This window comes from Thioalkalivibrio nitratireducens DSM 14787 (assembly GCF_000321415.2).
In the GTDB taxonomy this organism is placed as follows: domain Bacteria; phylum Pseudomonadota; class Gammaproteobacteria; order Ectothiorhodospirales; family Ectothiorhodospiraceae; genus Thioalkalivibrio; species Thioalkalivibrio nitratireducens.
This window is the reverse complement of the sequence record NC_019902.2, coordinates 2,906,831-2,927,294: the sequence shown is the minus strand read 5'-3', so window position 1 is coordinate 2,927,294 and position 20,464 is coordinate 2,906,831. Positions and strand designations below refer to the sequence as shown.

The following is a 20,464-nucleotide window of genomic DNA, read 5'->3' as shown; positions in this document are numbered from 1 at the left end:
CCCGCCCGCGCGGGGATGAACCGTCGTGCAGCGTGCGACCGCAACGGTGGAGGTCGCGTTCCCCGCCCGCGCGGGGATGAACCGGCAGACCAACCGGAACAGCCCCGCCATCAGCCGCGTTCTCCGCCCGCGCGGGGATGAACCGAAAAATGCAACCACGGAGTGGTGATTGCAGGCGCGTTCCCCGCCCGCGCGGGGATGAACCGCATTAACATCGAAGGGGTGCTGGACGTTAACGGCGTTCCCCGCCCGCGCGGGGATGAACCGTGACGCAGTCTTCGGGCTATCTCGAACCGCGGGCGTTCCCCGCCCGCGCGGGGATGAACCGTCCGGACGGGTCAGGCGCATGGGTAGAGCGCCGCGTTCCCCGCCCGCGCGGGGATGAACCGCCAACCAGCGTCCCCGCCGTTAACCCGGCAAAGCGTTCCCCGCCCGCGCGGGGATGAACCGTCCTCATACTCGACGGCCACAGCGCACGGTCCGCGTTGCCCACCCGCGCGGGGATGAACCGAACGTCTACGGCGTGCTGGACATGATGCGCCGGCGTTCCCCGCCCGCGCGGGGATGAACCGCAGCAATAGGTGCCGGGCGGTTAGCAGCTGTAGCCCCGGGACCAAGATCAGCGGCGGCAAGGTTCTCTCTGCTGGAACTAAGCGTTCCACCAACCGGGCCCGTCAGGCACTGAAGATGGCCGCCATGGCACTTGCACGTAGCGACTCGGCGCTGGGTGCGTTCTACCGACGGTTGTGTTCCCGGATGGATACGCCTCGGGCCAACACCGCAGTCGCCCACAAGCTGGCTCGGATGGTGTATTTCATGCTCACGGCGGGGTGAGGACTACGTCGATCGCGGCCGCGAACACTACGGGGAACAGCAGCGCCAGCGCACTGTCGCCACACTCAAGCGTCGCGCCAAAGCGTTCGGGTTCGAACTGACCCAAGCCCCGGTAACCACATGATTTTACGTATGGGGGGCGGTTTGTTTCTCAAGAGGATCTATTTTTATATCCATCTGTAAATCAACGCGTCCACCAAGTTCACGGAAACGTAGCGAGACTGTGCCGGGGAGCGAACAAGAAATGCAGGTCAGCCTTGCATGGGGCGGGCCGCGCCCGCCGCAGCTCCCGGTGAATGGGTCAGGGTCGGCAGGGTGCCTGCCGCGCAAGACAGTTTCGGCGTGCTACTATGTAACTACTGTGTAACACATGAGGGCAACACCATGAGCGAAGTCACTTTCACCTTCCGGGTCGATGAGACCCTGAAAAGCCAATTCGCCACGGCCGCGAAGGAACGCGACCGTACCGGCGCGCAGCTCCTGCGCGATTTTATGCGCGAGTTCGTGCGGCAGCAACAGGAGGCCACAGAGCATGACGCCTGGTACCGTCGCCAGGTGCAAATCGGCCTGGATTCAGCCAACGCCGGCAACCTGACCCCGGCGGCCGAAGTCGAAGCCAAGTTCGCGGCAAAGCGGGCAGCAACGCGCCGCCGGCTTGAACCCACGAAATGATGGAGCTGTTCTGGACGCCAGAGGCGATACAAGACCGCGACGCAATCTATGACTTCATCGATGCCGACAACCCGGTCGCCGCGCTGGCCCTCGATGAGCTGTTTGAAGAGAAGACCGGACGCCTGGTCGATCATCCCGACCTTGGTCGGCCGGGCCGCATCGTCGGCACGCGCGAGCTGGTCGTGCACCGGAATTATGTTCTGGTCTATGACGTACCCGGCGACTTGGTGCGCGTGCTGCGCGTCCTGCACGCGGCCAGGCAGTGGCCACCAGTTCGTGGGTAGGGCCGTGGAGCGGCCCATCGGGTTACCCCCCTTCGGCGTGTCAATGGCCAACTAAGCTGACCCACTAGCGGTCATTGCAGCCGTGATCGTCAGCTGAGCGTCTTCTGCTTCAAGCGGTAGTTCTCCCCGCAGAGCAGCTAGAGGTGCGAGTGTTGGATGATCCGGTCGACGATCGGCACCGCCACGTTGTCGTCGTGGAAGAACGCTCCCCAGCTGGTGAAGTTCTTGTTGGTGGTGTGGGTGTGTAGCGTTGCAGCGGATCTCAGCGGTGTTTGGGCCAAAGCCTTGAGGGTACTCCCATGGCCTCCGTGCTACGATCCGCATTCCAGGCGCTGGGTCGGATTAAACGTTATGGTCATGATTTCGTTGTGTGTCCCAGATAAAATCGAGAAGCGTCTGGCCGATGAGGCCCATATCGCGGGTCGGGCCCGCTCGGAGTTGGTGCTCGAGGCCCTTACGGATTTTCTGGCGCGGCGTGAACGTGAGCGGTTCATGACCGCGATGGTTGCAGCGGCGCGTACGTTGGCCGCGGATCCGGAGGCCATGTCCGAGTCCCAGGAGATTGCCGACGACTTGGCGAACGATGGGTTGGATTCGGTCATCGAGGCCGAGTGCGCGACCGGAGTAGAGTCGCAGACCAAGTGGTGGAGGTGACACCAGGTTGCCAAGACCGTGAATGGAAGCTGGCAGAAGAAATCCGCAAGACTCTAAACCACCCCAATCCCGGCGGGTAGAAGCGCTCCCATCAAGAACGCGTTCCTCCCGAGACCCCCACGCGCTGCGACTGTGGCACGATGTGGCCCCCCAGGCGCCCCTATCTCCACGACCGGCTCCCTTCTGCTCAGCCCCGTTCCTCGCGCAGCAGCGCGAGCAGCGCTTCGGTGTCGAGGCGGGCGCTGGCGTCGCCGCCTTCGAGCAGGGTGTCGGCGAGGTCGCGCTTGCGGGCGTGCAGGTCGATGATGCGTTCCTCGATGCTGCCGCGCATCACCAGGCGGTAGACGGTGACCGGGCGTTGCTGGCCGATGCGGTGGGCGCGGTCGGAGGCCTGGTCTTCGACCGCGGGGTTCCACCAGGGGTCGAGGTGGATCACGTAGTCGGCGGCGGTCAGGTTCAGGCCGGTGCCGCCGGCCTTCAGGCTGATCAGGAACAGGTCGCCGGCGCCGCCCTGGAATGCCGCGACGCGCTCGGCGCGGGCGCTGGCGGGGGTGGAGCCGTCCAGGTATTGGTAGGGGATGCCGCGTTGGTCCAGCGCCGCGCGCACCAGGTTGAGATGATCGACGAACTGGCTGAACACCAGTGCGCGGTGACGGCCGTCGCGCAGTTCCTCGACCACTTCCAGGAACAGCGCCAGCTTGCCGGAGGGAATGCCGATTCCGGGGCTGACCAGTTCCGGGTGGCAGGCGGCGCGGCGCAGCCGGGTGATCGCGGCGAGCACTTCGAAACGGTCCTGCTGTGCCGGGGTGATCTCGGTGCCGAGTCCTTCGAGGATCTGGCGGCGGAAGGCTTCGTAGAATGCGGTTTCCGGAGGGCTGGGATCCACCTGTAGCTGGATTTCGGTGCGCGGCGGCAGTTCTTCCAGCACCGCGCTTTTCAGTCGGCGCAGGATGAACGGGCGGACCAGCCGGCGCAGCCGGTCGCGCGCCTCGTGGTTCTGGTCGCGTTCGATCGGCAGCGCGTAGCGCTGGTTGAAGGCCTCACGCGAGCCGAGCAGCCCCGGGTTCAGGAACCGGAACAGGCTCCAGAGCTCGCCCAGGTGGTTCTCCACCGGGGTGCCGGTGGTCGCGATCCGGAACGCGGCCGGCAGCCCGAACGCGGCGCGGGCGCGCTGGGTGGCGGGGTTCTTGATCGCCTGGGCTTCGTCCAGCACCAGGCAGTTCCAGTCCTCGCGCGCGCTCAGCAGCTCGATCTCCTGCTGCATCAGGCCGTAGCTCACGATCAGCAGGTCGAACGCGCCCAGTGCCTGGATCTGCGCCTGCCGGTCGCCGTTGCCGAACACGATCGGGTTCAGCGTCGGCGCGAAGCGCCGGGCTTCGCTCAGCCAGTTGCCGCAGACCGAGGTCGGCGCGATCACGACGCTGGGCCCGAGCGGCGCGCGGGCGACCAGCGCGGCCAGTACCTGAACGGTCTTGCCCAGGCCCATGTCGTCGGCGAGGCAGGCGCCCACGCCCCATGCGGCCAGCCGCATCAGCCAGCGATAGCCGTCGACCTGGTAGTCGCGCAGTTCCGCCTCCAGGGTCGCGGGAATGGCGGCCGGGCTTGCGTCGGCGTTGCGCAGGCGCTGCAGGCGTTCGTGCCAGGCGTCATCGGTCTGGAACTGGCCGAAGTCGTTTGCGATCTCTTCCAGCACCGGCGCGTTGAGCGGGTGGTAGCGCGGCTTGCGGGCGCTGCTGTCGGCGATGTCGCGCAGATCCTGCAGGCGCTTGCGGAAATTCTCGGTCAGCGCCAGGAAACGGCCGTCGCCCAGCGGCAGGAAGCGGCTGCCGCCGCCGGTGTCGAGCAGGGCCAGCAGGCGCTGCAGGTCGAGCACGAGGTTCTCGTTGACCTGCAGTTCGCCGCTGGCCTCGAACCAGTCGCCGCGGTGGTTCAGCGACAGGCTGAACCCGGAACCGTCGGCCCGGGCGCTGAGGTTCAGGTTCTGGCCGCGCGGCCATTCCACGGTCACCTGCCCGTCCAGCGCTTGCAGCTGTTCCAGCAGTTCGAGACAGTCCTGCGGTTCCGGCAGGCCCCAGACGAAGGGGTCGATCTCCCAGCCTTCGAGCGCCGGACAGGCTTCGACCACGGCGCGGGCCTGCTTCCGTTCCTGGGCCAGGTTGCGGCGCACCCGGCGGCGGGTGCCGTCGGCCCCTGCCGCGGTGAGTTCCGCGCCGCCGTGGCCGGGGGTGAAGCCGCTGCCGCCCGAGCCCAGGGGGCGTACCCGGAGCTCCGCGGTCAGCCCGTCGCCACTGGGGATCAGCGCGAGGTAGGGCGTGGTATCGCCGTCCACGCGCGGCAGGTCCTCGTCGCCGCCGATGTCGGAGTGAATGTCGATGCGCGGCGCGATCCGCGCGATCGCCTCGCGTACGCGGTCTTCGGCCTCGACCGGTATGTTCAGTCCGCCGTCGAGCAGCTCACCGATCTGCCGGTGCGTGTCGTCGAAGCGCACGACTTGCCAGCGGTTGCGCGTCTCTTCCACGATCCGCAGCGGGCCGCCTTTCGGCAGCGGCGGCTGCAGGGCCATGCGCAGCCGGCCCTTGCTGCGCCGCACGCGCAGCGCCGGGGCGGCCGCGACCAGTTCCACTGCCGTGGACGGTTCGTCCGAGCGAAACAGCCGCGGATGGCCGACCAACGCCAGCGCGGCACGGGTCGGGTCGAATTCCAGCCGGGACGCACCGTAGCCCCAGGCGGGATACTGCTCGACGATGGCGGCGCAGACGCGCCGGTCGTCGTCGTCCAGCGCGTCCTGCTGGCCCGTGTGCAACGCCGACAACGCGATATTGCGGCCCAGCGTCCAGCCGTCGCGCCGTGTGCGCCGCTGCAGCTTCGGCTGGATCAGGAGCTGGCCCTGGTAGGGCAGCAGCCACCAGACGACGCGCTCGTCGCGGGTCGTCTGCGAGTCGGCATCCTTCGGGGCGCCGCCCAGCGCCGTCAGGGCATCGAGCGTGGCTTCCCAGGGCTCGATCCGCGTGACGAGATCCACCAGCGCCACGCCTTCGGCCACGGGGTCCGGCGCGTCTCCGCGCTGGCGGTTCAGCAGCGCCCGGGTTTGTGCGGCGAGCCAGTGCATCCCGGCGGCCTGTGCCCGGTGCACCAGGCTCTCGGCCTCGGCGAGGTACGGGGTCAGCTGCTCCGGGCCCATCCAGAACAATACCAGCAGCGGCAGTAGATGGATGGGCCCCGGCTGCATCGAGACGAGGATGTCGTCGGCAGGCGCGGCCTTCTGCCCGCGCCGTACGGCAATCAGCGGCGGCCAGATCTGATACACGCCGACGAGTGTATTGTCCCGGTCCTTTATGGCCCGGGTGGCCAGGTCGGCGGCCGTGTCCAGGTCGTTCGTGGCCAGCAGCGGGATCAGCGAGAAGGTGCCGGCCAGGTCGTGGAAATACAGGTTGCGCTTGCGCGAGCCCTTGCGCAGCATCGTCAGCGCCTGCGCATATCCTTCACGTGCCGCGTCGATGTCCCCGCGAATCAGAGCGGCCCAGGCCCGCAGTGTCAGCGTCGACGGGTATTCGTTGTCGCCCAGAAGGGCCAGCGCCGTGTCGGTGTCACCGGCCAGCAACGCAAACTCGGCCCGCCGCTGCCGCGCGTGCAGGGCCCATTCGTCACTGATCCAGCGGGTCTGGGCCAGGTCTTCCTGCAGCGCGTCGATCGGTTCCATCCGCATCAGGGCACTCGCGGTCAGCGTCAACAGTATGGTTTGGTGCAGCGCGGGCGGAAGCCGCTGGATCCAGGGCGCACGGTGGCCCCGGCTGTCCACCTGCAGCAGGGGGTGGCGGACGGTCGACTCCATATGGCTGGCGAATGCCTGGGCCAGAAAATCCTGAACGAGGTCGTCGTTGCCCAGGATCAACGCGATGCGCAGATCCCGGATCAGTTCGTCGTACTGCCGGTAGATGGGCTGGCCGTACCAGTCGTAAGACACGCTCGCGTTGGATCTTACCGCGGCGGCCAGCGCCGGTAGCCGGTCGTCTTCCGTTGCCTGGTCCAGCAGCGCCTCGACCTGGTCGCGGGGGCATTGCAGGCCCTTGCCGGTGTCCTCCAGTTTGCCTTCCTGCAGCAGCTGCAGGATCAGCGGCTTGATCTCCGGGTAATGGGCCGCCCGGCCGCCTGGGGTGCGGACGCCCAGCGTGCGCAGGGTATCGGCCAGCCGCATGCGCCCGACCGGCGAGTAGTGCATGGCTGCTGCCTGGAGGATGATCCGTTCGAGTTCGCGCAGGGCCGGGGCGTCGGTGTCGTTGCCGAAAAGGGGGTTCTCCAAGGGGTGCGTCCGAATGCGGTGATCGTGGATGGGGATCGTAGCGAATCCGGATTGCGAGCGTCAGGTGCTCCGTTGCGAATCCCGCAGCTACGGTGCCAGGCTCGCCACCGTTTGCGCGGCCGTGCGTACCGTTGCCAGCAGTTCGGCCCATACGTTTTCGAACCATTGGTCACTCGGGTGGAGCCGCTCGGCGAGTGTCTGGTAGGCGGCCGGATCGGTCACTGCGGTGGCGAATTCGTCGATCGGTGGTGCCAGCCAGTACAAGCCGGCCACGCCGAGATACAGCAGCGCCGTTCCGATCGGGTTGGACGGCGCGCCCAGATTGAGTGCGCTGCCAAACGAGCGTTTGATCCGGATGCCAAGCAGATCGACGCTGTAGATCTCGTCGAGAATCAGGTGCACCAGAAACCCGACGCACACGAACAGGCCGGCTGTCCAGGCGGTCACGCTGCTGGCTGCAAAGACTTCAACGGCGATCAGCACCGACAGCAGTCCGGCGAACAGCGCCGCCGGGATCGAGTGGATCACACCGCGATGGCGGGTGAAGCGGGTGAACACGCTGAATACCCCGTGGCGCACCAGAAAATAGGCGCCGACCCCGAGCAGCACGAGTTCGAGCAGCGACAGTGCAGCGGCGAAATGAAACACCACGACGAAGGCGCTGACCGCCGAAAGCAGCTTGAAGGCGATGCGGATCGGAATCGAGCTGTTGGCGTCGATGTCGGGGAGGATGCCGCCGGCAACGCCCAGAGCGAAATACCCGAGGACCGCCCTGGGCTCGCTCTGCGACACCATCGCCATGCCGGTGGCCATCACGCCGCTGACCAGCGCGGCGCCCAGCAGGTGGGTCTTGAAATCGGCCATCAGGGGTGCGGGGTGCGTTCGTGCCGAGCGCGCGGCTGTTCAAGGGCAGGCTGCACTCTTTCGGTTTTGCCGCGTTTCATCGTGACTACCGGTTCCGGGGCTCCGGCCACATGACTCCCGTCCGTCTGCGCGGCTCCGCTCGGTTGCCTTTCCGGATCGACACGGCCGCTGTTGCTGCCCCGGCGGTCCCGTTGATCGGCCGTGTCGATTGAATCGGTCCGGGTATGCACCGTCATCTTCGCCTTGGTATCGGAAACGGGTGGGCGGTGTTCTTCTTGGGGACTGGCGAAATCCTTGCGGTCTGCGCACCTGCACCGCGCGACGGTGGTGACGAATCAGCGCCCGCGCTCATCGCCGGGCAGGTTATCACAGCCGCCAGGAGCGGGAGTTCGCATTGGAGTAACCACCGGGGAGCGCGGACGGCGCGGCGCCTGCCGCGCTTCGGTTCGCGTCAGGTCGCCTCCCGTTTTTTCGGGTCTTTGCTGCGGCGGCGGTACGTGAAACACTGCCACCGGAGTCGAGTGTTGTCCGAGGAGGCCGTGATGGCGTTGTGCGGGTTGGTAGCGGGTTGTCCGCGTGGTTGGGCGCGGTTTGCGGGTGCCGATGTCACCGGGGAGAGGGGCTCCGAGGCGTCTTGCGCATCGAGCTGCCGGGGGGTGGGATGCGGGGTGCTGTGTCTCTGGGGGGCGTCGCCGTGACAGTTCCAGCGCCGGACCCGGCCCCGGTGATTGTCGGTGTCGGCATCGACGACGTGATGGCACGGGCCGCGGAGCGCATCGCCGCGGTGCTCACCGATGCGGTCGCGGCACGGGGCGTCGCGACGATGGCGCTGGCGGGCGGCAATACCCCGCAGCGGCTCTATCGGTTGCTGGCGGCGCCGCCCTATGCGCTGTCGATTCCGTGGGGCCGGGTGCGGCTGTTCCTGGGCGACGAGCGGTGGGTTCCGGCGGATCACCCGGACAGCAACGCGCATATGGTTCGCGAGTTGCTGTTGGCGGGTCTGCCGGAGGCCCCGGCGTTCTTCCCGATGCCGACCGATGCCGCCGACCCCGCAGAGGCGGCCCACCGGTATCACGAATGCCTGGTGCGCGAGGTTCCGGCCGAAGCGGGGAGGGCGGTGCCGCGTCTCGACCTGGTGCTGCTGGGCATGGGGGATGACGGGCACACGGCGTCGCTGTTTCCGGGAACACCGGCTCTCGATGCCGCGGAGCCGGTCGCAGCGGTGTTCGTGCCCCGGCTCGATTCCTGGCGCCTGAGCCTGACGCTGCCGGTGCTGAATGCGGCGCGGCACGTGCTGTTCCTGGTGACCGGTGCCGACAAGGCGGCGACGCTCGCGCGCGTGCTCGGCGACGGTGCGCGCCGGACGCTGCCCGCGTCGCTGGTGCGACCCGCTGACGGGGAACTCGAATGGCATGTCGATCGCGAAGCCGCCGCGCTGCTCGCTGGGAGCCCGCCGGGGCCTGAGTCGAGGGCATGATGACCACGCTGCCCACCTCAACCCTCCCCCGCTCGCGGGGGAGGGTGGGGGCGGTGCACGGCCTCGCCGTGTCCGCCCTGGCTCAGTCCTCCGGGCGCATGCTGTGGCGCCAGCGGTCGATTTCCTCGTCGAACAGCCGGCGGCTTTCCTGCGGGCCCCAGCTGCCGGCCGGGTAGGTATGGATGAAGTCGCGTTCCACCGACCAGGCTTTCAACACCGCGTCGACGATGCGCCAGGCGTATTCCACCTCGTCGTAGCGCAGGAACAGCGAGCGATCCCCTTCCATGATGTCGAGCAGAAGCCCCTCGTAGGCGCCGGTGCCGGGCGCCTGTGCGGGATTCAGGCCGGCGTCCAGACTGACCTGGCGGGTGTTCATCTCCAGGCCGGGCTCCTTCGATGTCAGCTGCAGGCTGATGCACTCGCAGGGCTGCACCCCGATCGCGAGCCAGTTGCGCTCGACGTTCTGCACCCGGGTGCCGCGGAACAGCTGCTGCGGCGGCTGCTTGAACCGGATCATGATGTGCGAGGCGCTCTCGGCCATGCGCTTGGCGGTGCGCAGGTAGAACGGCACGCCGCGCCAGCGCCAGTTGTCGACGTAGAGCTTCAGCGCAGCGTAGGTCTCGGTCACGCTGTCCAGCGGCACGCCATCCTCCTCGACGTAGCCGCGCACGCGCTCGCCGTTCACGGTGCCCGGGCCGTACTGCGCCCGGAACGACTGGGCGTGTACCGCACCCGGCGTGATCGGGCGCACCGACTTCAACACCTTCACCTTCTCGTCGCGCAGGTCCTCGGCGGCCATCGACGCCGGCGGTTCCATCGCAACCAGGGTGAACAGCTGCATCAGGTGGCTTTGCAGCATGTCGCGCAGCGCGCCGGCACTGTCATAGTAGGCGGCCCGGCTGCCCACGCCGAGGGTCTCGGCCTGGGTGATCTGTACGTGATCGATGAAGTTGCGGTTCCACAACGGCTCCAGCATCAGGTTGGCAAACCGGAACACCAGCAGGTTGCGCACCATCTCCTTGCCGAGGTAGTGGTCGATGCGATAGATCTGCTCTTCGTCGAGGAATCGGCTCAGCCGCTTCTGCAGGGCCTGGGCGCTCTCGAGGTCGTAGCCGAAGGGCTTCTCGATCACCACGCGGCGCCAGCCGCCGTTCTCGGTCAGCAACCCGGTGCGGCTCAGGTTCTCGGTGACCACGCCGAACTCGGCCGGCCGGATCGCGAGGTAGATGCCGAGGTTGGCGGACAGCTGTTCCTGCCCGTTCAGCCAGTCGGCCAGGCGGTCGTACATTTCGGCATCGGTGATGTCGCCCTGGAAATAGTCCTGGCGTTGTTCGAGGCGGGCGAGCACCGCGGGGTCGATCTCGCCACGCACCTGGCCGTCGAGCATGCCGCGCATTTCCTGCAGCCAGCGCTCGCGGTCCCAGGGCCGGCGGCCGGTCGCGACGATGCGCACGCCATCGGGCAGGCGGGCGGCCGCCTCCAGGTGGTACAGCGCGGGCATCAGTTTCACCCGCGACAGGTTGCCCGTGGATCCGAAGATGACCAGCGTGCAGGGGGAGGGGCGGGGATCCATGGCTCAGGCCTCGTAGGTGGACGAGGCGACATCACCGCCGTGCCCGGTCCAGTCGGTGTGGAAAAAGGTGCCGCGCTCGCGGTCCACCCGTTCGTAGCTGTGGGCCCCGAAATAGTCGCGCTGCGCCTGCAGCAGGTTGGCCGGCAGGCGCGCGCTGCGATAGCCGTCGAAATACGCCAGTGCCGAAGCGAAGGCCGGTGTGGGCACCGCGTGGCTGATCGCCAGCGTGGCCGCACGCCGCCAGCCGGTTTCGGCGTTGTTCAGCGCGCGGGCGAAGAAGTCGTCGAGCACCAGGTTCTGCAACTTGGGGTTCTGGTCGTAGGCCGCCTTGATGTCGTTCAGAAACACGCTGCGGATGATGCAGCCGCCGCGCCAGATCAGCGCGATGTCGCCGTAGTTCAGCGTCCAGCCCTGTGCCTGTGTGGCCTCGCGCATCAGCATGAAGCCCTGCGCGTAGGAAATGATCTTCGACGCGTACAGCGCGTCGTGCAGCGCGTCGAGATACTCTTCCGGCGGTGCGGGTGCGGGCCGCTGCGGGCGCCCCAGGATGCCGGCGGCCTGCACGCGTTCGTCCTTCAGCGACGACAGCACCCGGGCGAAGACCGCCTCGGCGATCAGCGTCAGCGGTACGCCGAGTTCGAGCGCGCTGATGCCGGTCCACTTGCCGGTGCCCTTCTGGCCGGCGGCGTCGAGGATATGCGTGACCAGCGGCGCGCCGTCGCTGTCCTTCACGGTCAGGATCTCCGCGGTGATCCCGATCAGGTAGGAATCCAGTACGCCCCGGTTCCAATCCGCGAACACGGCGGCCATCGCGTCGTGGTCCATGCCGAGCGCCTGCTCCATCAGCGCGTAGGCCTCGCTGATCAGCTGCATATCGCCGTACTCGATGCCGTTGTGCACCATCTTCACGAAGTGCCCGGCACCGTCGGGCCCGACCCACCGGCAGCAGGGCACGCCGTCGACCTGTGCCGCGATCGACTGGAAGATCTCCCGTACCAGCGGCCAGGCTTCCGGGTCGCCGCCGGGCATGATCGACGGCCCGTGGCGGGCCCCTTCCTCGCCGCCGGAGATGCCGGCGCCGATGAAGCGCAGCCCGCGTTCGCGCAATTCCCGGGTGCGCCGCGTCGAGTCGGGGTAGTGCGAGTTGCCGCCGTCGATGATCACGTCTCCGGGATCGAGCAGCGGCACCAGGCCGGCGATGAATTCGTCGACCACCGGGCCGGCCTTGACCATCAGCATGACCTTGCGCGGGCGCTCAAGGCTGTCGACGAGCTCCTCGATGCTGCTGCAGCCGACGATGCTGCGCCCCTTCGCTGGCCCGTCGACGAAGGCATCGACCCGGCTGGTGGTGCGGTTGAACACCGCCACCCGGTAACCGTGATCGGCCATGTTCAGGACCAGGTTCTGGCCCATGACCGCGAGTCCGATCAGACCGATGTCCGCCTTTGCCATGCTGGGATCCTAGGTTGCTTGCCCGGGTGCCGTACCGGGCAGGATTCGAGGGGAAAGCGCGCGCCTGAAGAGCATAGGAGATCCATCGCTCTGCGTCGAAGGTCGGGCTGGCTTCGTGGGCCAGGTCAGGCGCGCGGGCCGGTGCGGTTCCCGTGCGTTGTACGCCGGTACGCGCCAGCCGCCGCAGGGGCCCGCACAATGCCTGCGCGGCACGGACTGTCCGGGGTGGGCACGGTGTATTTTCAGCCGGTGCCACGTTCCCGGGTGGGGGGGCGACGTCGAGCCGGGCAGCGCCCCCAGGGGCGAAGTGCAATCCGGTGAACACTCATGCCCGGTGGTGTGTGGCACCCCGGAGAGGATCAGAATGGGCCACGGATGAGCACGGGCTTACTCCGACGGGATCTGGAGGATGCCCCTCACTTTCCGTGATGTCCGTGTCCTTCCACGGACGCTTTTTCGCGCTAGAGGGTCCGATACAGTGTCGCGGCGGCGCGAAGGCGCTCGGCGATCAGCCCGCGGAGATCCTCCGGGGCGATGACCTCGACGTCCGGGCCGTATTTCAGGATATCCATCGCCAGTTCCCGCGGGTCGGAATAGGGCACCTGGAGCTCGTAGGCCCCGCCCTCCCAGCGGCCGATCTGGTCGGGGTGCCAGGTCTCGTCGGCGACCCAGCGGGCACGTTCCGGGGTGAAGCGCAGCACCGCCCAGTCGCGTGCAGACCCGGTGAAGATGCCGAAGCTCGCCCCGATGTGATGGCGCAGGGTGCGCGGGTCGCTGGTGCGAAAGGCGGTATCTGCGGGCCGGGCCTTGCGGATGCGGTCCAGCGCGAAGGTGCGCAGATTGCGTGCACGCTCGCACCAGGCGATCACGTACCAGTTGTCACGGTAGTGCACCAGCCGGTAGGGGTGGATCACCCGCGTGCTCGGCTCATCGCGCTCGCGCCCGTGATACGCGATCGTTAGCGGCCGCTCGTTGAACACTGCACCGGAGAGCTGGCCGAAAACCGCGTCGTTGGTCCGGCGCACGGCCATCGGCTGCAGGCACACGCGGCTCGCGACCAGGTCGGCCTTCTGGCCGCCTTCGCCGAGGAGTTTGCGCACCTTGGTCTTCAACGGCCCGATCGAGTTGCCCAGCAGACCGGGCTGGACCGCGTCGAGCAGCTGTTCCATCGCCAGCAGCGCGTACAGTTCGGTGTCGTTGAACCAGATCCCGGGCAGTTCGAACTCGGGGGCGTTCGGGTCGTAGCGGTAGCCGTTGTACCGGCGGTCATAGAGGATCGGCGCCTCCATGTGGTCGCGCAAATAGCGGATATCGCGCTTCAGCGTGGCCGCAGAGACTTCGAGTTTGTCGCGCAGGGTGTCGAACGCGACCGGGTAGCGCGCCGTGCGCAGCAGCCCGTGCAGGTGAAACAGGCGGTCGGCTCGGTTCATCAGCGCATCCCGGGTGGCTTTCGCGAATGCTGGTGGAACCCACCCGAGTTGTCCAGCCGGCTGCTCACCCGCGCGCGTATGGCTGAGCGGCTGCTGTCGCGCCTCAGAACGCGGCCATCTCGGCCTCGAGGTAGGCAAGGCTGATGTAGCGCCCGATGTTGGCGTCGAATCCGCGCGTCTCGTCGGCTTTGTCGGCGACCCGCGGGTCGGCCATCACGCGTTCGCGCGCGCCCTCCATGTCCTCCATGTTCTCGACCGCGGCCAGGCAGTTCTCGTAGATGCCCGCGAACATCTCCTGGTTCCACTGCAGCAGATCGTCGGTTGGGCGTCCGTGGCCGGGGATCCAGATCTCCGACCCGGCGGCGGCCTTCAGGCGGTCGATGTAGTCGATCGAGCCCTGGAACGACCCGTCGTCCATGTTCGCGATGCGCCGTTCCATCGCAACATCGCCGACATAGGTCAGTCCCTCGCCGACCACTTCCACGGAAATATCGCTTGGCGTATGGGCCACACCGTAGTGGTGCATGCGCAGGGTTACGCCGCCAAAGCGGAATTCGTCGCCATGCGTCATCTCGCGGTTCGGGGCGATCACCCGCGTGCCGATGGTCGCGCCCTCGGTCCAGCGTTCCATCAGGCTGCGCCAGAGGTCGCCCTGCACGCCCTCGATCTCCTGCTTGGTGTGCGGGTGCGCGTAGATCGGCAGGTCGGCACCGAATTCGTTGACGAACGCGTGGTTGCCGAGCCAGTGGTCGCCGTGATAATGCGAGACGAAGATCGAGATCACCGGCTTGTCGGTGACCGTGCGGATCATGCGGATGGCCATTTCGCCGATCTGCAGCGAACCTCCGCTGTCGAGAACCACCACACCCTCGTCGGTGACGACGAAAGTGATGTTGCACATCATCCCCTTATTCTCCGGGGTCGGAAACACGTCTTCGGAGTAGATCATCCAGACGTGCTCGGTCATCTGAATCGGCGCGATGTCCGGGACCGGTGGCCCTTTCAGGAAGTCGTTCAGATCGGAGGCGAAGGCGGTGATCTGCGGGGTGGCGGCAAATACGCCGGCGCCTGCAAGCGATCCGGCTCCGAGCTGGAGGAAACGGCGGCGGGACATTTTGGACAGATGCATACGGTGACTCCACGGACAGCGAATGATGAACAACAGGCGACGATGCTGGGCGCGCGGCCAGGACGGTCGCTTGTCGGCCGCGCGGGTGTGCCGGCAGAAGACGCACCAGACGCGCAAAACCTTCCATGACCGGCAAAGCCCCTCCCCCGGAACGGGGGAGGGGTTGGGGAGGGGGAAAGTGCACGGCCTGGCCCCGGGTGCACTCACCCTCACCCCCGGCCCCTCTCCCGCAAGCGGGCGAGGGGAGAAAGGCCCCCCGGAACGGGGGAGGGGTTGGCGAGGGGGCAGTGCACCGCTTCGGAGTGGCGGCGTTGCTATACTGGCGCCGCCGCGGGCCGGCGCCGGAGGGCACGCGCCGCGGGTTGTGTGAAATTCGATTTCGGAGGGCGGATGCGTGTACGTGCAGTAGGCTGGTGGTTCGTGGGGCTGTTGCTGGCGGCATTGCTCGCTGCTTTCCTGTTGATGCCCCGGGAACCCCAGGTTCAGCGCTTCGAGAACCTGCCATGGCAGATCGAGGTGCTTGGCGCAGGCCGTACGCAGGTGCTCGGGATCGTCCTCGGCGAGACGACGCTGGCGGATCTCGCGGGACGCCTTCCGGTACCCGATATCCGGCTGTTCGTCGAACCCGATGGCACCCGCAGTGTGGAGGCTTACTTCTCCAATGCCCGGATCCCGCCGTTCGAGGCCAATCTCGTGATGGTTCTCGGCCTGGACGAGCCAGCGCTCGAACGCATCTGGGAGCAGCGGACGTCGGAACGTCCGATGCCGAGTGGCGCCCGCCGGTACGGGCTGAGCGATGCGGCCCTGGTCGAACTGGGACGTGTGCCGGTGGCGGAGCTGAGCTATATCCCCCGCGCCCGCTGGGATGGAGACTTGACCCGGGAACGTTTCGGCGACCCCGTGTCGCGGATGCGTGTCGACGACGACCAGGACTACTGGCTGTATCCGGACAGCGGGCTCGCGATCATGGTGCCGGCGCGGCGTGGGCGGATGCTGATGCACTACGCGACGCTTGACCGCTGGGAGCGGGTGCTGGAACGTCTGGAACAGGCCGGGCAGCGTCGCCTCGACGACGCTCCGGCAGATGCCTCCTGATGCCCGAACCGTTCTGGGAACGCCCGTTGGCGACGCTCGACGAGGCGCAGTGGGAGGCCCTGTGCGATGGCTGCGGGCGCTGTTGCCTGCACAAGCTGGAGGACGAGGACAGCGGCGCCCTCGCGCATACCTGGCTTGCCTGCCGCCTGCTGGACTGTGCCACCGGCCGCTGTTCCGACTACCCGACCCGGCACCGGCAGGTGCCGGACTGCCTGCGCGTGACGCTGGAGACCGTCGCCGAGTACGAGTGGCTGCCGCCGACCTGCGCCTATCGCCTCCGGCACCGGGGCGTTCCGCTGCCGGACTGGCACCCGCTGATCTCGGGTGATCCGGACAGCGTGCGCGCGGCCGGGGTCTCGGTGGCGGGCCGGGTGGTCCGTGAGGACGAGGCACCCGACCTGCCGCTGGAGGACTTCATTGTGGACTGGCCGGGTCAGTGGCCCCGTTCCGCGAGACCGGCGGCCAGGCGTGGTCCGGCAAAGCCCTGCTGATTGGTCAGGAAGCGCGGCAGGCGTGCCAGGAAATCGTCGGGCACGGACTCGCGCACCGCGGGCATTTCCGAGATGTGCTGCCACCAGCGCGCAAGGTTCGGGAACTCGGCTGGCTGCCAGGGACTGCCGGGATCCTGCAGCAGTTCGTAGCGCATCAGCACCGGTGCCACGGTCGCGTCGAGCAGCGAGAAATCGGGCCCGGTGAAGCAGGGGCCGGCCCTGCACTGTTTCTCGAACTGGCGCAAACCCTTCGCGGCCTCGTCGCGGGCCTCGCCGAAGGCCTCCTCGGTGGGGGCGCCCATCCAGCGGAACTGGGCCGCGATCATCTCCGATGCGAGAGCGATCCAGGCTCGGGCCTGGGCCCGTTCCAGCGGGTCTTCCGGCAGCAGCCGGGGCGGGGAGATCTCGTCCAGGTACTCGTTGATCGCCGCTGATTCGAACAGCGCGGTGCGTTCGTCTACGATCAGCAGCGGCACCTTGCCGGTAGGGGATTTCTCCAGGAACCAATCCGGCAGTGCGGTGGGATCGAGGTAGGTCCGTTCGAACGGGATGTTCTTGTGTTTCAGCGTGATGACGCTACGCTGCACGAACGGACATAACGGAAAGCTGATCAGATGCAGATGGGGCAGTGCCATGAAACCTCCAGACGGCATGTGATATCGATCCCCGGTGGGCACGGGCGGTGATGGCGTCCGAGCCCGAGCGCGCGTCGCTGCGTATCGACAAATGGCTTTGGGCTGCGCGGTTCTTCAAGACCCGGGCACTGGCCACCGAGGCGGTTGCAGGAGGGAAGGTGCACGTAAACGGCGATCGCTGCAAGCCGGGACGCAAGTTGCATCCGGGGGATCGGCTGACCATTCACCGCGGCCAGGAAGTATTCGACATCGAAGTCGTCGGGATCCATTCGCAGCGGCGGCCCGCCTCCGAGGCGCGGATGCTGTACCAGGAGACGCCGGAAAGCATCGCCCGGCGCGAGGCCGAGGCCGAACGGCGTCGGCAGGAGCGTCTCGACCGGGGCCCGGGCCGGCGCCCGGACAAGCGCGAGCGCCGGCATATTCGGCGCTTCATCCGCAAGGAGGGGGAACGATGACAGTCCAACGTCCGCGCACACCGCTGCTGGCGGTCGATCTGGTCATCCGCCAGCCGGCGCAGCCCGGTCGGGTGCTGCTGATCGAGCGCCGCAATCCGCCCTTGGGATGGGCTCTTCCGGGCGGTTTCGTCGACGAGGGCGAGACGGTGGAGCAGGCCGCCCGGCGCGAGGCGCGCGAGGAGACCGCGCTGGATGTTCGGCTGGAGTGTCTTCTGGGACTGTACTCCGATCCGGCTCGGGATCCCCGGGGGCATACCGTGAGCGCGGTCTACGTGGCTCGTGGCGAGGGTGATGCGCGGGCGCAGGACGACGCGCGCTCGCTGCAGTGGCTCGATCCCGAGGACCGGGCCTTTGCGCTCGCGTTCGACCATCGCCGGATCCTCGACGACTACCTGCGCCACCGCGCCACCGGAGATGTCGCCCCGATCCGCCTCCTTCTGCGCTGAACGGCGGGGCTTTTCTCCCCTCTCCCGCTTGCGGGGGAGAGGGGCGGCTTGTGAGCGAAGGCGCCTGGGACGGGCCGATTCCGGCAGCGTTTCCGGTGCATGCCGGAGGCAAGCTGCTATCATATGGCGCTTTCCCGGATACGACGACAGACGGTGAGCCAGTCAGCCTCAGCCACGATACAGCCGCGGGTGTACCCCCGTGATCAGCACCCGATCTCGCGGGCCGCGATCAGTGATAACGCCCTGAAGGTGCTGTACCGGCTGCGGGATGCGGGTTTCCGGAGCTGCCTGGTCGGGGGCGGCGTGCGCGACCTGCTGCTCGGGCGCGAGCCCAAGGATTTCGATGTCGCCACCGACGCCCATCCCGACGACGTGCGCCGGCTGTTCCGGAACTGCCGGCTGATCGGGCGTCGCTTCCGCCTGGCGCACGTGACCTTTGGACGTGAGATCATCGAGGTCGCGACCTTCCGCGCGCCGATCGGGGCCGGGGAGGAGGACGACGGCAACGTCGAACTGAGCGAGGACGGGCGCATCCTGCGCGACAACTGTTATGGCACCATCGAACAGGACGCCTGGCGCCGGGATTTCACCGTCAACGCGCTGTACTACGATATCGCCGACTACTCGGTGCTGGATTTCACCAACGGCGTGAAGGATCTGCACGAGGGCGTGCTGCGGCTGATCGGCAACGACCCGGAGCAGCGCCTGCGCGAGGATCCGGTGCGCATGCTGCGCGCAGTTCGGTTCGCGGCCAAGCTGGGCCTCCGGCTGGCTTCGGAAGTTGACGAGGCGCTGCACCGGCATGCCGATCTGCTCACCACGGCCGCGCCTGCACGGCTGTTCGACGAGGTCCTGAAGCTCTTCCACAGCGGTGCCGCGGTGACCTGCCTGGACGAACTGGAACGTTTCGGGTTGTTCGCGATGATGTTCCCCGAGACCGCTGACTGCTTCGGGCATCCGGACACCGGCGCCGGGGTGCGGGCGTTCCTGGTCGAGGCGTTGAACAACACCGACAACCGGATCCGGGAAGGACTGGGCGTGCACCCGGCGTTTCTGTATGCCGCACTGCTGTGGGCGCCGGTGCAGCGCGCGGCGCAGGCGCGCCTCGATGCCGGCGAGGAGCCGGCCGCGGCTTGGCAGCAGGCGGCGTCTGCGGTACTCGAGCGCCAGGTACAGCGGGTGTCGATCCCCCGGCGCTTCGGGCTGGTGGTGCGCGAAATCTGGGAACTGCAGCAGCGGCTGCCGCGCAGCCAGGGTGCCCGCGCGGCGCGGTTGCTTACGCACCCCCGTTTCCGGGCCGGCTACGACTTCCTCTGCCTGCGGGCACGCGCGGGGCAGGCCGACCCCGAACTGTGCGAGTGGTGGACCCGGTTCCAGGACAGCGGCGAGGCGCGCCAGCACGAAGCCGCCCGGCCGGGCGCGGGTGCCGAGGAGTCGCCTGCCCGTTCCCGGCCGCGGCGTCGCCGCAGACGCAAGGCGCGGCCGGCTTCATGAAGACCGCAGTCGACACCTACATCGGGATCGGGGCCAACCTCGGAGATCCCACCGCACAGGTGTCGCGGGCCTGTGCCCGCCTGTCCGAGGACATTCCGGGCAGCCGACTGGTCGCATGCTCGCGCCTGTACCGCAATCCGCCGATGGGCCCGCAGGATCAGCCCGACTACGTGAACGCGGTGGCCCGAATCCGGACCGCGCTCGGACCCGGCGAACTGCTGCGGGAACTGCAGCGCATCGAGCTCGCCTTCGGCCGCCGCCGCGACGGCCGGCGCTGGGGACCCCGGCTGCTGGACCTGGATATCCTGCTCTATGGCAGCCGCGTGGTCGACGAGCCGGGGCTGCGGGTGCCGCATCCCGGGATCGCCGAGCGCGACTTCGTGCTGTTCCCGCTGCAGGAGCTCGCGCCGGATCTGCAGATCCCGGGCCACGGGGCATTGTCCGGGCTTTGCAGCCGGATGGCATCCGGGCTCGTGCCGATCGACGGGTGCCTGGAAACGGTGGCACGCGCGTGAGCCTGGGGGATTTCCGCTTCGTCGCGGTCGAGGGGCCGATCGGCGTGGGCAAGTCCAGTCTCGCGCGGATGCTGGTGCAGCATCTCGGCGCCGAGGCCCTGTTCGAGGAACCCGACGAGAACCCCTTCCTCGAACGCTTCTATGTCGACCGTTCCCGGTACGCGCTCGCCACCCAGCTCCATTTCCTGGTGCAGCGGGTGCGACAGCTCAAGCCGGTCGCGCAGATGCGGCTGTTCGAGCGCCTCCATGTGGCGGATTACCTGGTCGACAAGGATCCGCTGTTCGCGGAATTGAACCTGTCGCCGGACGAGATCGAGATCTACCACGAGATGTTCCGCCAGCTGCGCCCGCAGCTCCCCGGACCGGATCTGGTCGTCTACCTGCAGGCGCCGGTCGATGTGCTGCTGGAACGGATCCGTCACCGCGGCCGGGCATACGAACGCCACATCGATGCCACCTACCTGGAGCGTCTGAATGCGGCCTATACCGAGTTCTTCTACCATTTCGATACGGCGGCACTGGTGATCGTGAATGCCGCGGAGATTGACTGGGTGAACAGCGACTCGGATTTCCGACAGCTGGTGCAGTTCCTGGAGCAGGTGCCCGGGGGCCGGCATTACTTCAACCCGCTTCCGATCCACCTGTGAGCGGCAAAGGAGGATCC

At 67.7% G+C, this 20,464-nt stretch carries 19 protein-coding genes and 1 pseudogene; 12 read left to right on the top strand and 8 right to left on the bottom strand.

The features are described from left to right. Positions 1-567 precede the first annotated feature (567 nt). The 3 genes and pseudogenes from TVNIR_RS19840 to TVNIR_RS13405 all read left to right on the top strand — a co-directional run. Positions 568-958, top strand: a pseudogene (locus tag TVNIR_RS19840) (IS110 family transposase); the annotation flags it as partial. A 260-nt stretch (positions 959-1,218) separates the two neighbouring features. Then, entirely contained in the window at positions 1,219-1,506 is a 288-nt protein-coding gene (locus TVNIR_RS13410) for a CopG family ribbon-helix-helix protein (protein WP_015259582.1), read from the top strand. Further along, complete coding sequence (locus tag TVNIR_RS13405; protein ID WP_015259581.1) at positions 1,503-1,790, top strand: type II toxin-antitoxin system RelE/ParE family toxin; 288 nt, start codon at positions 1,503-1,505, stop codon at positions 1,788-1,790. The genes TVNIR_RS13410 and TVNIR_RS13405 overlap by 4 nt, the downstream gene beginning before the upstream one ends. 137 nt (positions 1,791-1,927) lie before the next feature. Here the strand turns inward: TVNIR_RS13405 and TVNIR_RS19835 are convergent, their stop codons facing one another. Beyond that, positions 1,928-2,071: an ATP-binding protein gene (locus TVNIR_RS19835; protein ID WP_015259580.1), complete on the bottom strand. Its 144-nt coding sequence runs from the start codon at positions 2,069-2,071 to the stop codon at positions 1,928-1,930. 70 nt (positions 2,072-2,141) lie between these two features. Here TVNIR_RS19835 and TVNIR_RS13400 point away from each other — a divergent pair, with 70 nt between their 5' ends. Beyond that, positions 2,142-2,444, top strand: a complete 303-nt coding sequence (locus TVNIR_RS13400) for a CopG family transcriptional regulator (protein WP_015259579.1) — start codon at positions 2,142-2,144, stop codon at positions 2,442-2,444. Positions 2,445-2,631: 187 nt separating this feature from the next. On the opposite strand, the gene TVNIR_RS13395 is transcribed toward TVNIR_RS13400, so the two are convergent. Next, the gene (locus TVNIR_RS13395; RefSeq protein WP_015259578.1) at positions 2,632-6,744 is read right to left on the bottom strand and encodes a DEAD/DEAH box helicase; all 4,113 of its coding nucleotides are present in this window, start codon (positions 6,742-6,744) and stop codon (positions 2,632-2,634) included. Between the two features lie 87 nt (positions 6,745-6,831). Further along, positions 6,832-7,608: a metal-dependent hydrolase gene (locus tag TVNIR_RS13390; protein ID WP_015259577.1), complete on the bottom strand. Its 777-nt coding sequence runs from the start codon at positions 7,606-7,608 to the stop codon at positions 6,832-6,834. Between the two features lie 694 nt (positions 7,609-8,302). On the opposite strand from TVNIR_RS13390, the gene pgl reads away from it, so the two are divergent. After that, positions 8,303-9,085 (top strand): 6-phosphogluconolactonase, encoded by a 783-nt coding sequence (pgl, locus tag TVNIR_RS13380; protein ID WP_157092281.1) that lies wholly within the window; start codon positions 8,303-8,305, stop codon positions 9,083-9,085. A gap of 82 nt (positions 9,086-9,167) precedes the next feature. Here pgl and zwf read toward each other — a convergent pair whose 3' ends face one another. The 4 genes from zwf to TVNIR_RS13360 all read right to left on the bottom strand — a co-directional run bounded on the left by zwf (position 9,168) and on the right by TVNIR_RS13360 (position 14,669). Continuing rightward, on the bottom strand, positions 9,168-10,658 hold the full coding sequence (gene zwf / locus TVNIR_RS13375; RefSeq protein WP_015259574.1) for a glucose-6-phosphate dehydrogenase: 1,491 nt from the start codon (positions 10,656-10,658) through the stop codon (positions 9,168-9,170). Positions 10,659-10,661: 3 nt separating this feature from the next. Then, positions 10,662-12,110, bottom strand: coding sequence for a decarboxylating NADP(+)-dependent phosphogluconate dehydrogenase (gene gnd / locus TVNIR_RS13370; RefSeq protein WP_015259573.1), 1,449 nt, complete (start codon positions 12,108-12,110; stop codon positions 10,662-10,664). A 461-nt stretch (positions 12,111-12,571) separates the two neighbouring features. Continuing rightward, positions 12,572-13,540 (bottom strand): helix-turn-helix transcriptional regulator, encoded by a 969-nt coding sequence (locus tag TVNIR_RS13365; RefSeq protein WP_015259571.1) that lies wholly within the window; start codon positions 13,538-13,540, stop codon positions 12,572-12,574. Between the two features lie 103 nt (positions 13,541-13,643). Beyond that, a complete protein-coding gene (locus TVNIR_RS13360; RefSeq protein ID WP_015259570.1) occupies positions 13,644-14,669 on the bottom strand; it encodes an MBL fold metallo-hydrolase in 1,026 nt (341 codons plus the stop codon). A gap of 390 nt (positions 14,670-15,059) precedes the next feature. Here TVNIR_RS13360 and TVNIR_RS13355 point away from each other — a divergent pair, with 390 nt between their 5' ends. Both TVNIR_RS13355 and TVNIR_RS13350 read left to right on the top strand, forming a co-directional pair. Continuing rightward, on the top strand, positions 15,060-15,764 hold the full coding sequence (locus TVNIR_RS13355) for a hypothetical protein (RefSeq protein ID WP_043740669.1): 705 nt from the start codon (positions 15,060-15,062) through the stop codon (positions 15,762-15,764). Continuing rightward, entirely contained in the window at positions 15,764-16,255 is a 492-nt protein-coding gene (locus TVNIR_RS13350) for a YcgN family cysteine cluster protein (RefSeq protein WP_043739749.1), read from the top strand. The genes TVNIR_RS13355 and TVNIR_RS13350 overlap by 1 nt, the downstream gene beginning before the upstream one ends. On the opposite strand, the gene TVNIR_RS13345 is transcribed toward TVNIR_RS13350, so the two are convergent. Beyond that, the gene (locus tag TVNIR_RS13345; protein ID WP_015259568.1) at positions 16,198-16,890 is read right to left on the bottom strand and encodes a glutathione S-transferase family protein; all 693 of its coding nucleotides are present in this window, start codon (positions 16,888-16,890) and stop codon (positions 16,198-16,200) included. The genes TVNIR_RS13350 and TVNIR_RS13345 overlap by 58 nt on opposite strands. 50 nt (positions 16,891-16,940) lie before the next feature. On the opposite strand from TVNIR_RS13345, the gene TVNIR_RS13340 reads away from it, so the two are divergent. The 5 genes from TVNIR_RS13340 to TVNIR_RS13320 all read left to right on the top strand — a co-directional run bounded on the left by TVNIR_RS13340 (position 16,941) and on the right by TVNIR_RS13320 (position 20,447). Further along, on the top strand, positions 16,941-17,345 hold the full coding sequence (locus TVNIR_RS13340; RefSeq protein ID WP_015259567.1) for an RNA-binding S4 domain-containing protein: 405 nt from the start codon (positions 16,941-16,943) through the stop codon (positions 17,343-17,345). Continuing rightward, positions 17,342-17,791, top strand: coding sequence for an NUDIX domain-containing protein (locus TVNIR_RS13335; RefSeq protein WP_015259566.1), 450 nt, complete (start codon positions 17,342-17,344; stop codon positions 17,789-17,791). Before TVNIR_RS13340 ends, TVNIR_RS13335 begins: the two co-directional genes overlap by 4 nt. A gap of 123 nt (positions 17,792-17,914) precedes the next feature. After that, on the top strand, positions 17,915-19,285 hold the full coding sequence (gene pcnB, locus TVNIR_RS13330; RefSeq protein WP_043739747.1) for a polynucleotide adenylyltransferase PcnB: 1,371 nt from the start codon (positions 17,915-17,917) through the stop codon (positions 19,283-19,285). Further along, on the top strand, positions 19,282-19,800 hold the full coding sequence (folK, locus tag TVNIR_RS13325; RefSeq protein ID WP_015259564.1) for a 2-amino-4-hydroxy-6-hydroxymethyldihydropteridine diphosphokinase: 519 nt from the start codon (positions 19,282-19,284) through the stop codon (positions 19,798-19,800). The genes pcnB and folK overlap by 4 nt, the downstream gene beginning before the upstream one ends. Then, entirely contained in the window at positions 19,797-20,447 is a 651-nt protein-coding gene (locus tag TVNIR_RS13320) for a deoxynucleoside kinase (RefSeq protein ID WP_015259563.1), read from the top strand. Before folK ends, TVNIR_RS13320 begins: the two co-directional genes overlap by 4 nt. Positions 20,448-20,464: the final 17 nt, after the last annotated feature.

Coding starts and splice junctions, on each gene's coding strand:
- TVNIR_RS13410 (WP_015259582.1), top strand. CDS start 1,219: ATGAGCGAAGTCACTTTCACCTTCCGGGTCGATGAGACCCTGAAAAGC.
- TVNIR_RS13405 (WP_015259581.1), top strand. CDS start 1,503: ATGATGGAGCTGTTCTGGACGCCAGAGGCGATACAAGACCGCGACGCA.
- TVNIR_RS13400 (WP_015259579.1), top strand. CDS start 2,142: ATGGTCATGATTTCGTTGTGTGTCCCAGATAAAATCGAGAAGCGTCTG.
- TVNIR_RS13390 (WP_015259577.1), bottom strand. CDS start 7,608: ATGGCCGATTTCAAGACCCACCTGCTGGGCGCCGCGCTGGTCAGCGGC.
- zwf (WP_015259574.1), bottom strand. CDS start 10,658: ATGGATCCCCGCCCCTCCCCCTGCACGCTGGTCATCTTCGGATCCACG.
- gnd (WP_015259573.1), bottom strand. CDS start 12,110: ATGGCAAAGGCGGACATCGGTCTGATCGGACTCGCGGTCATGGGCCAG.
- TVNIR_RS13365 (WP_015259571.1), bottom strand. CDS start 13,540: ATGAACCGAGCCGACCGCCTGTTTCACCTGCACGGGCTGCTGCGCACG.
- TVNIR_RS13360 (WP_015259570.1), bottom strand. CDS start 14,669: ATGCATCTGTCCAAAATGTCCCGCCGCCGTTTCCTCCAGCTCGGAGCC.
- TVNIR_RS13355 (WP_043740669.1), top strand. CDS start 15,060: ATGCGTGTACGTGCAGTAGGCTGGTGGTTCGTGGGGCTGTTGCTGGCG.
- TVNIR_RS13350 (WP_043739749.1), top strand. CDS start 15,764: ATGCCCGAACCGTTCTGGGAACGCCCGTTGGCGACGCTCGACGAGGCG.
- TVNIR_RS13345 (WP_015259568.1), bottom strand. CDS start 16,890: ATGGCACTGCCCCATCTGCATCTGATCAGCTTTCCGTTATGTCCGTTC.
- TVNIR_RS13340 (WP_015259567.1), top strand. CDS start 16,941: ATGGCGTCCGAGCCCGAGCGCGCGTCGCTGCGTATCGACAAATGGCTT.
- TVNIR_RS13335 (WP_015259566.1), top strand. CDS start 17,342: ATGACAGTCCAACGTCCGCGCACACCGCTGCTGGCGGTCGATCTGGTC.
- pcnB (WP_043739747.1), top strand. CDS start 17,915: ATGGCGCTTTCCCGGATACGACGACAGACGGTGAGCCAGTCAGCCTCA.
- folK (WP_015259564.1), top strand. CDS start 19,282: ATGAAGACCGCAGTCGACACCTACATCGGGATCGGGGCCAACCTCGGA.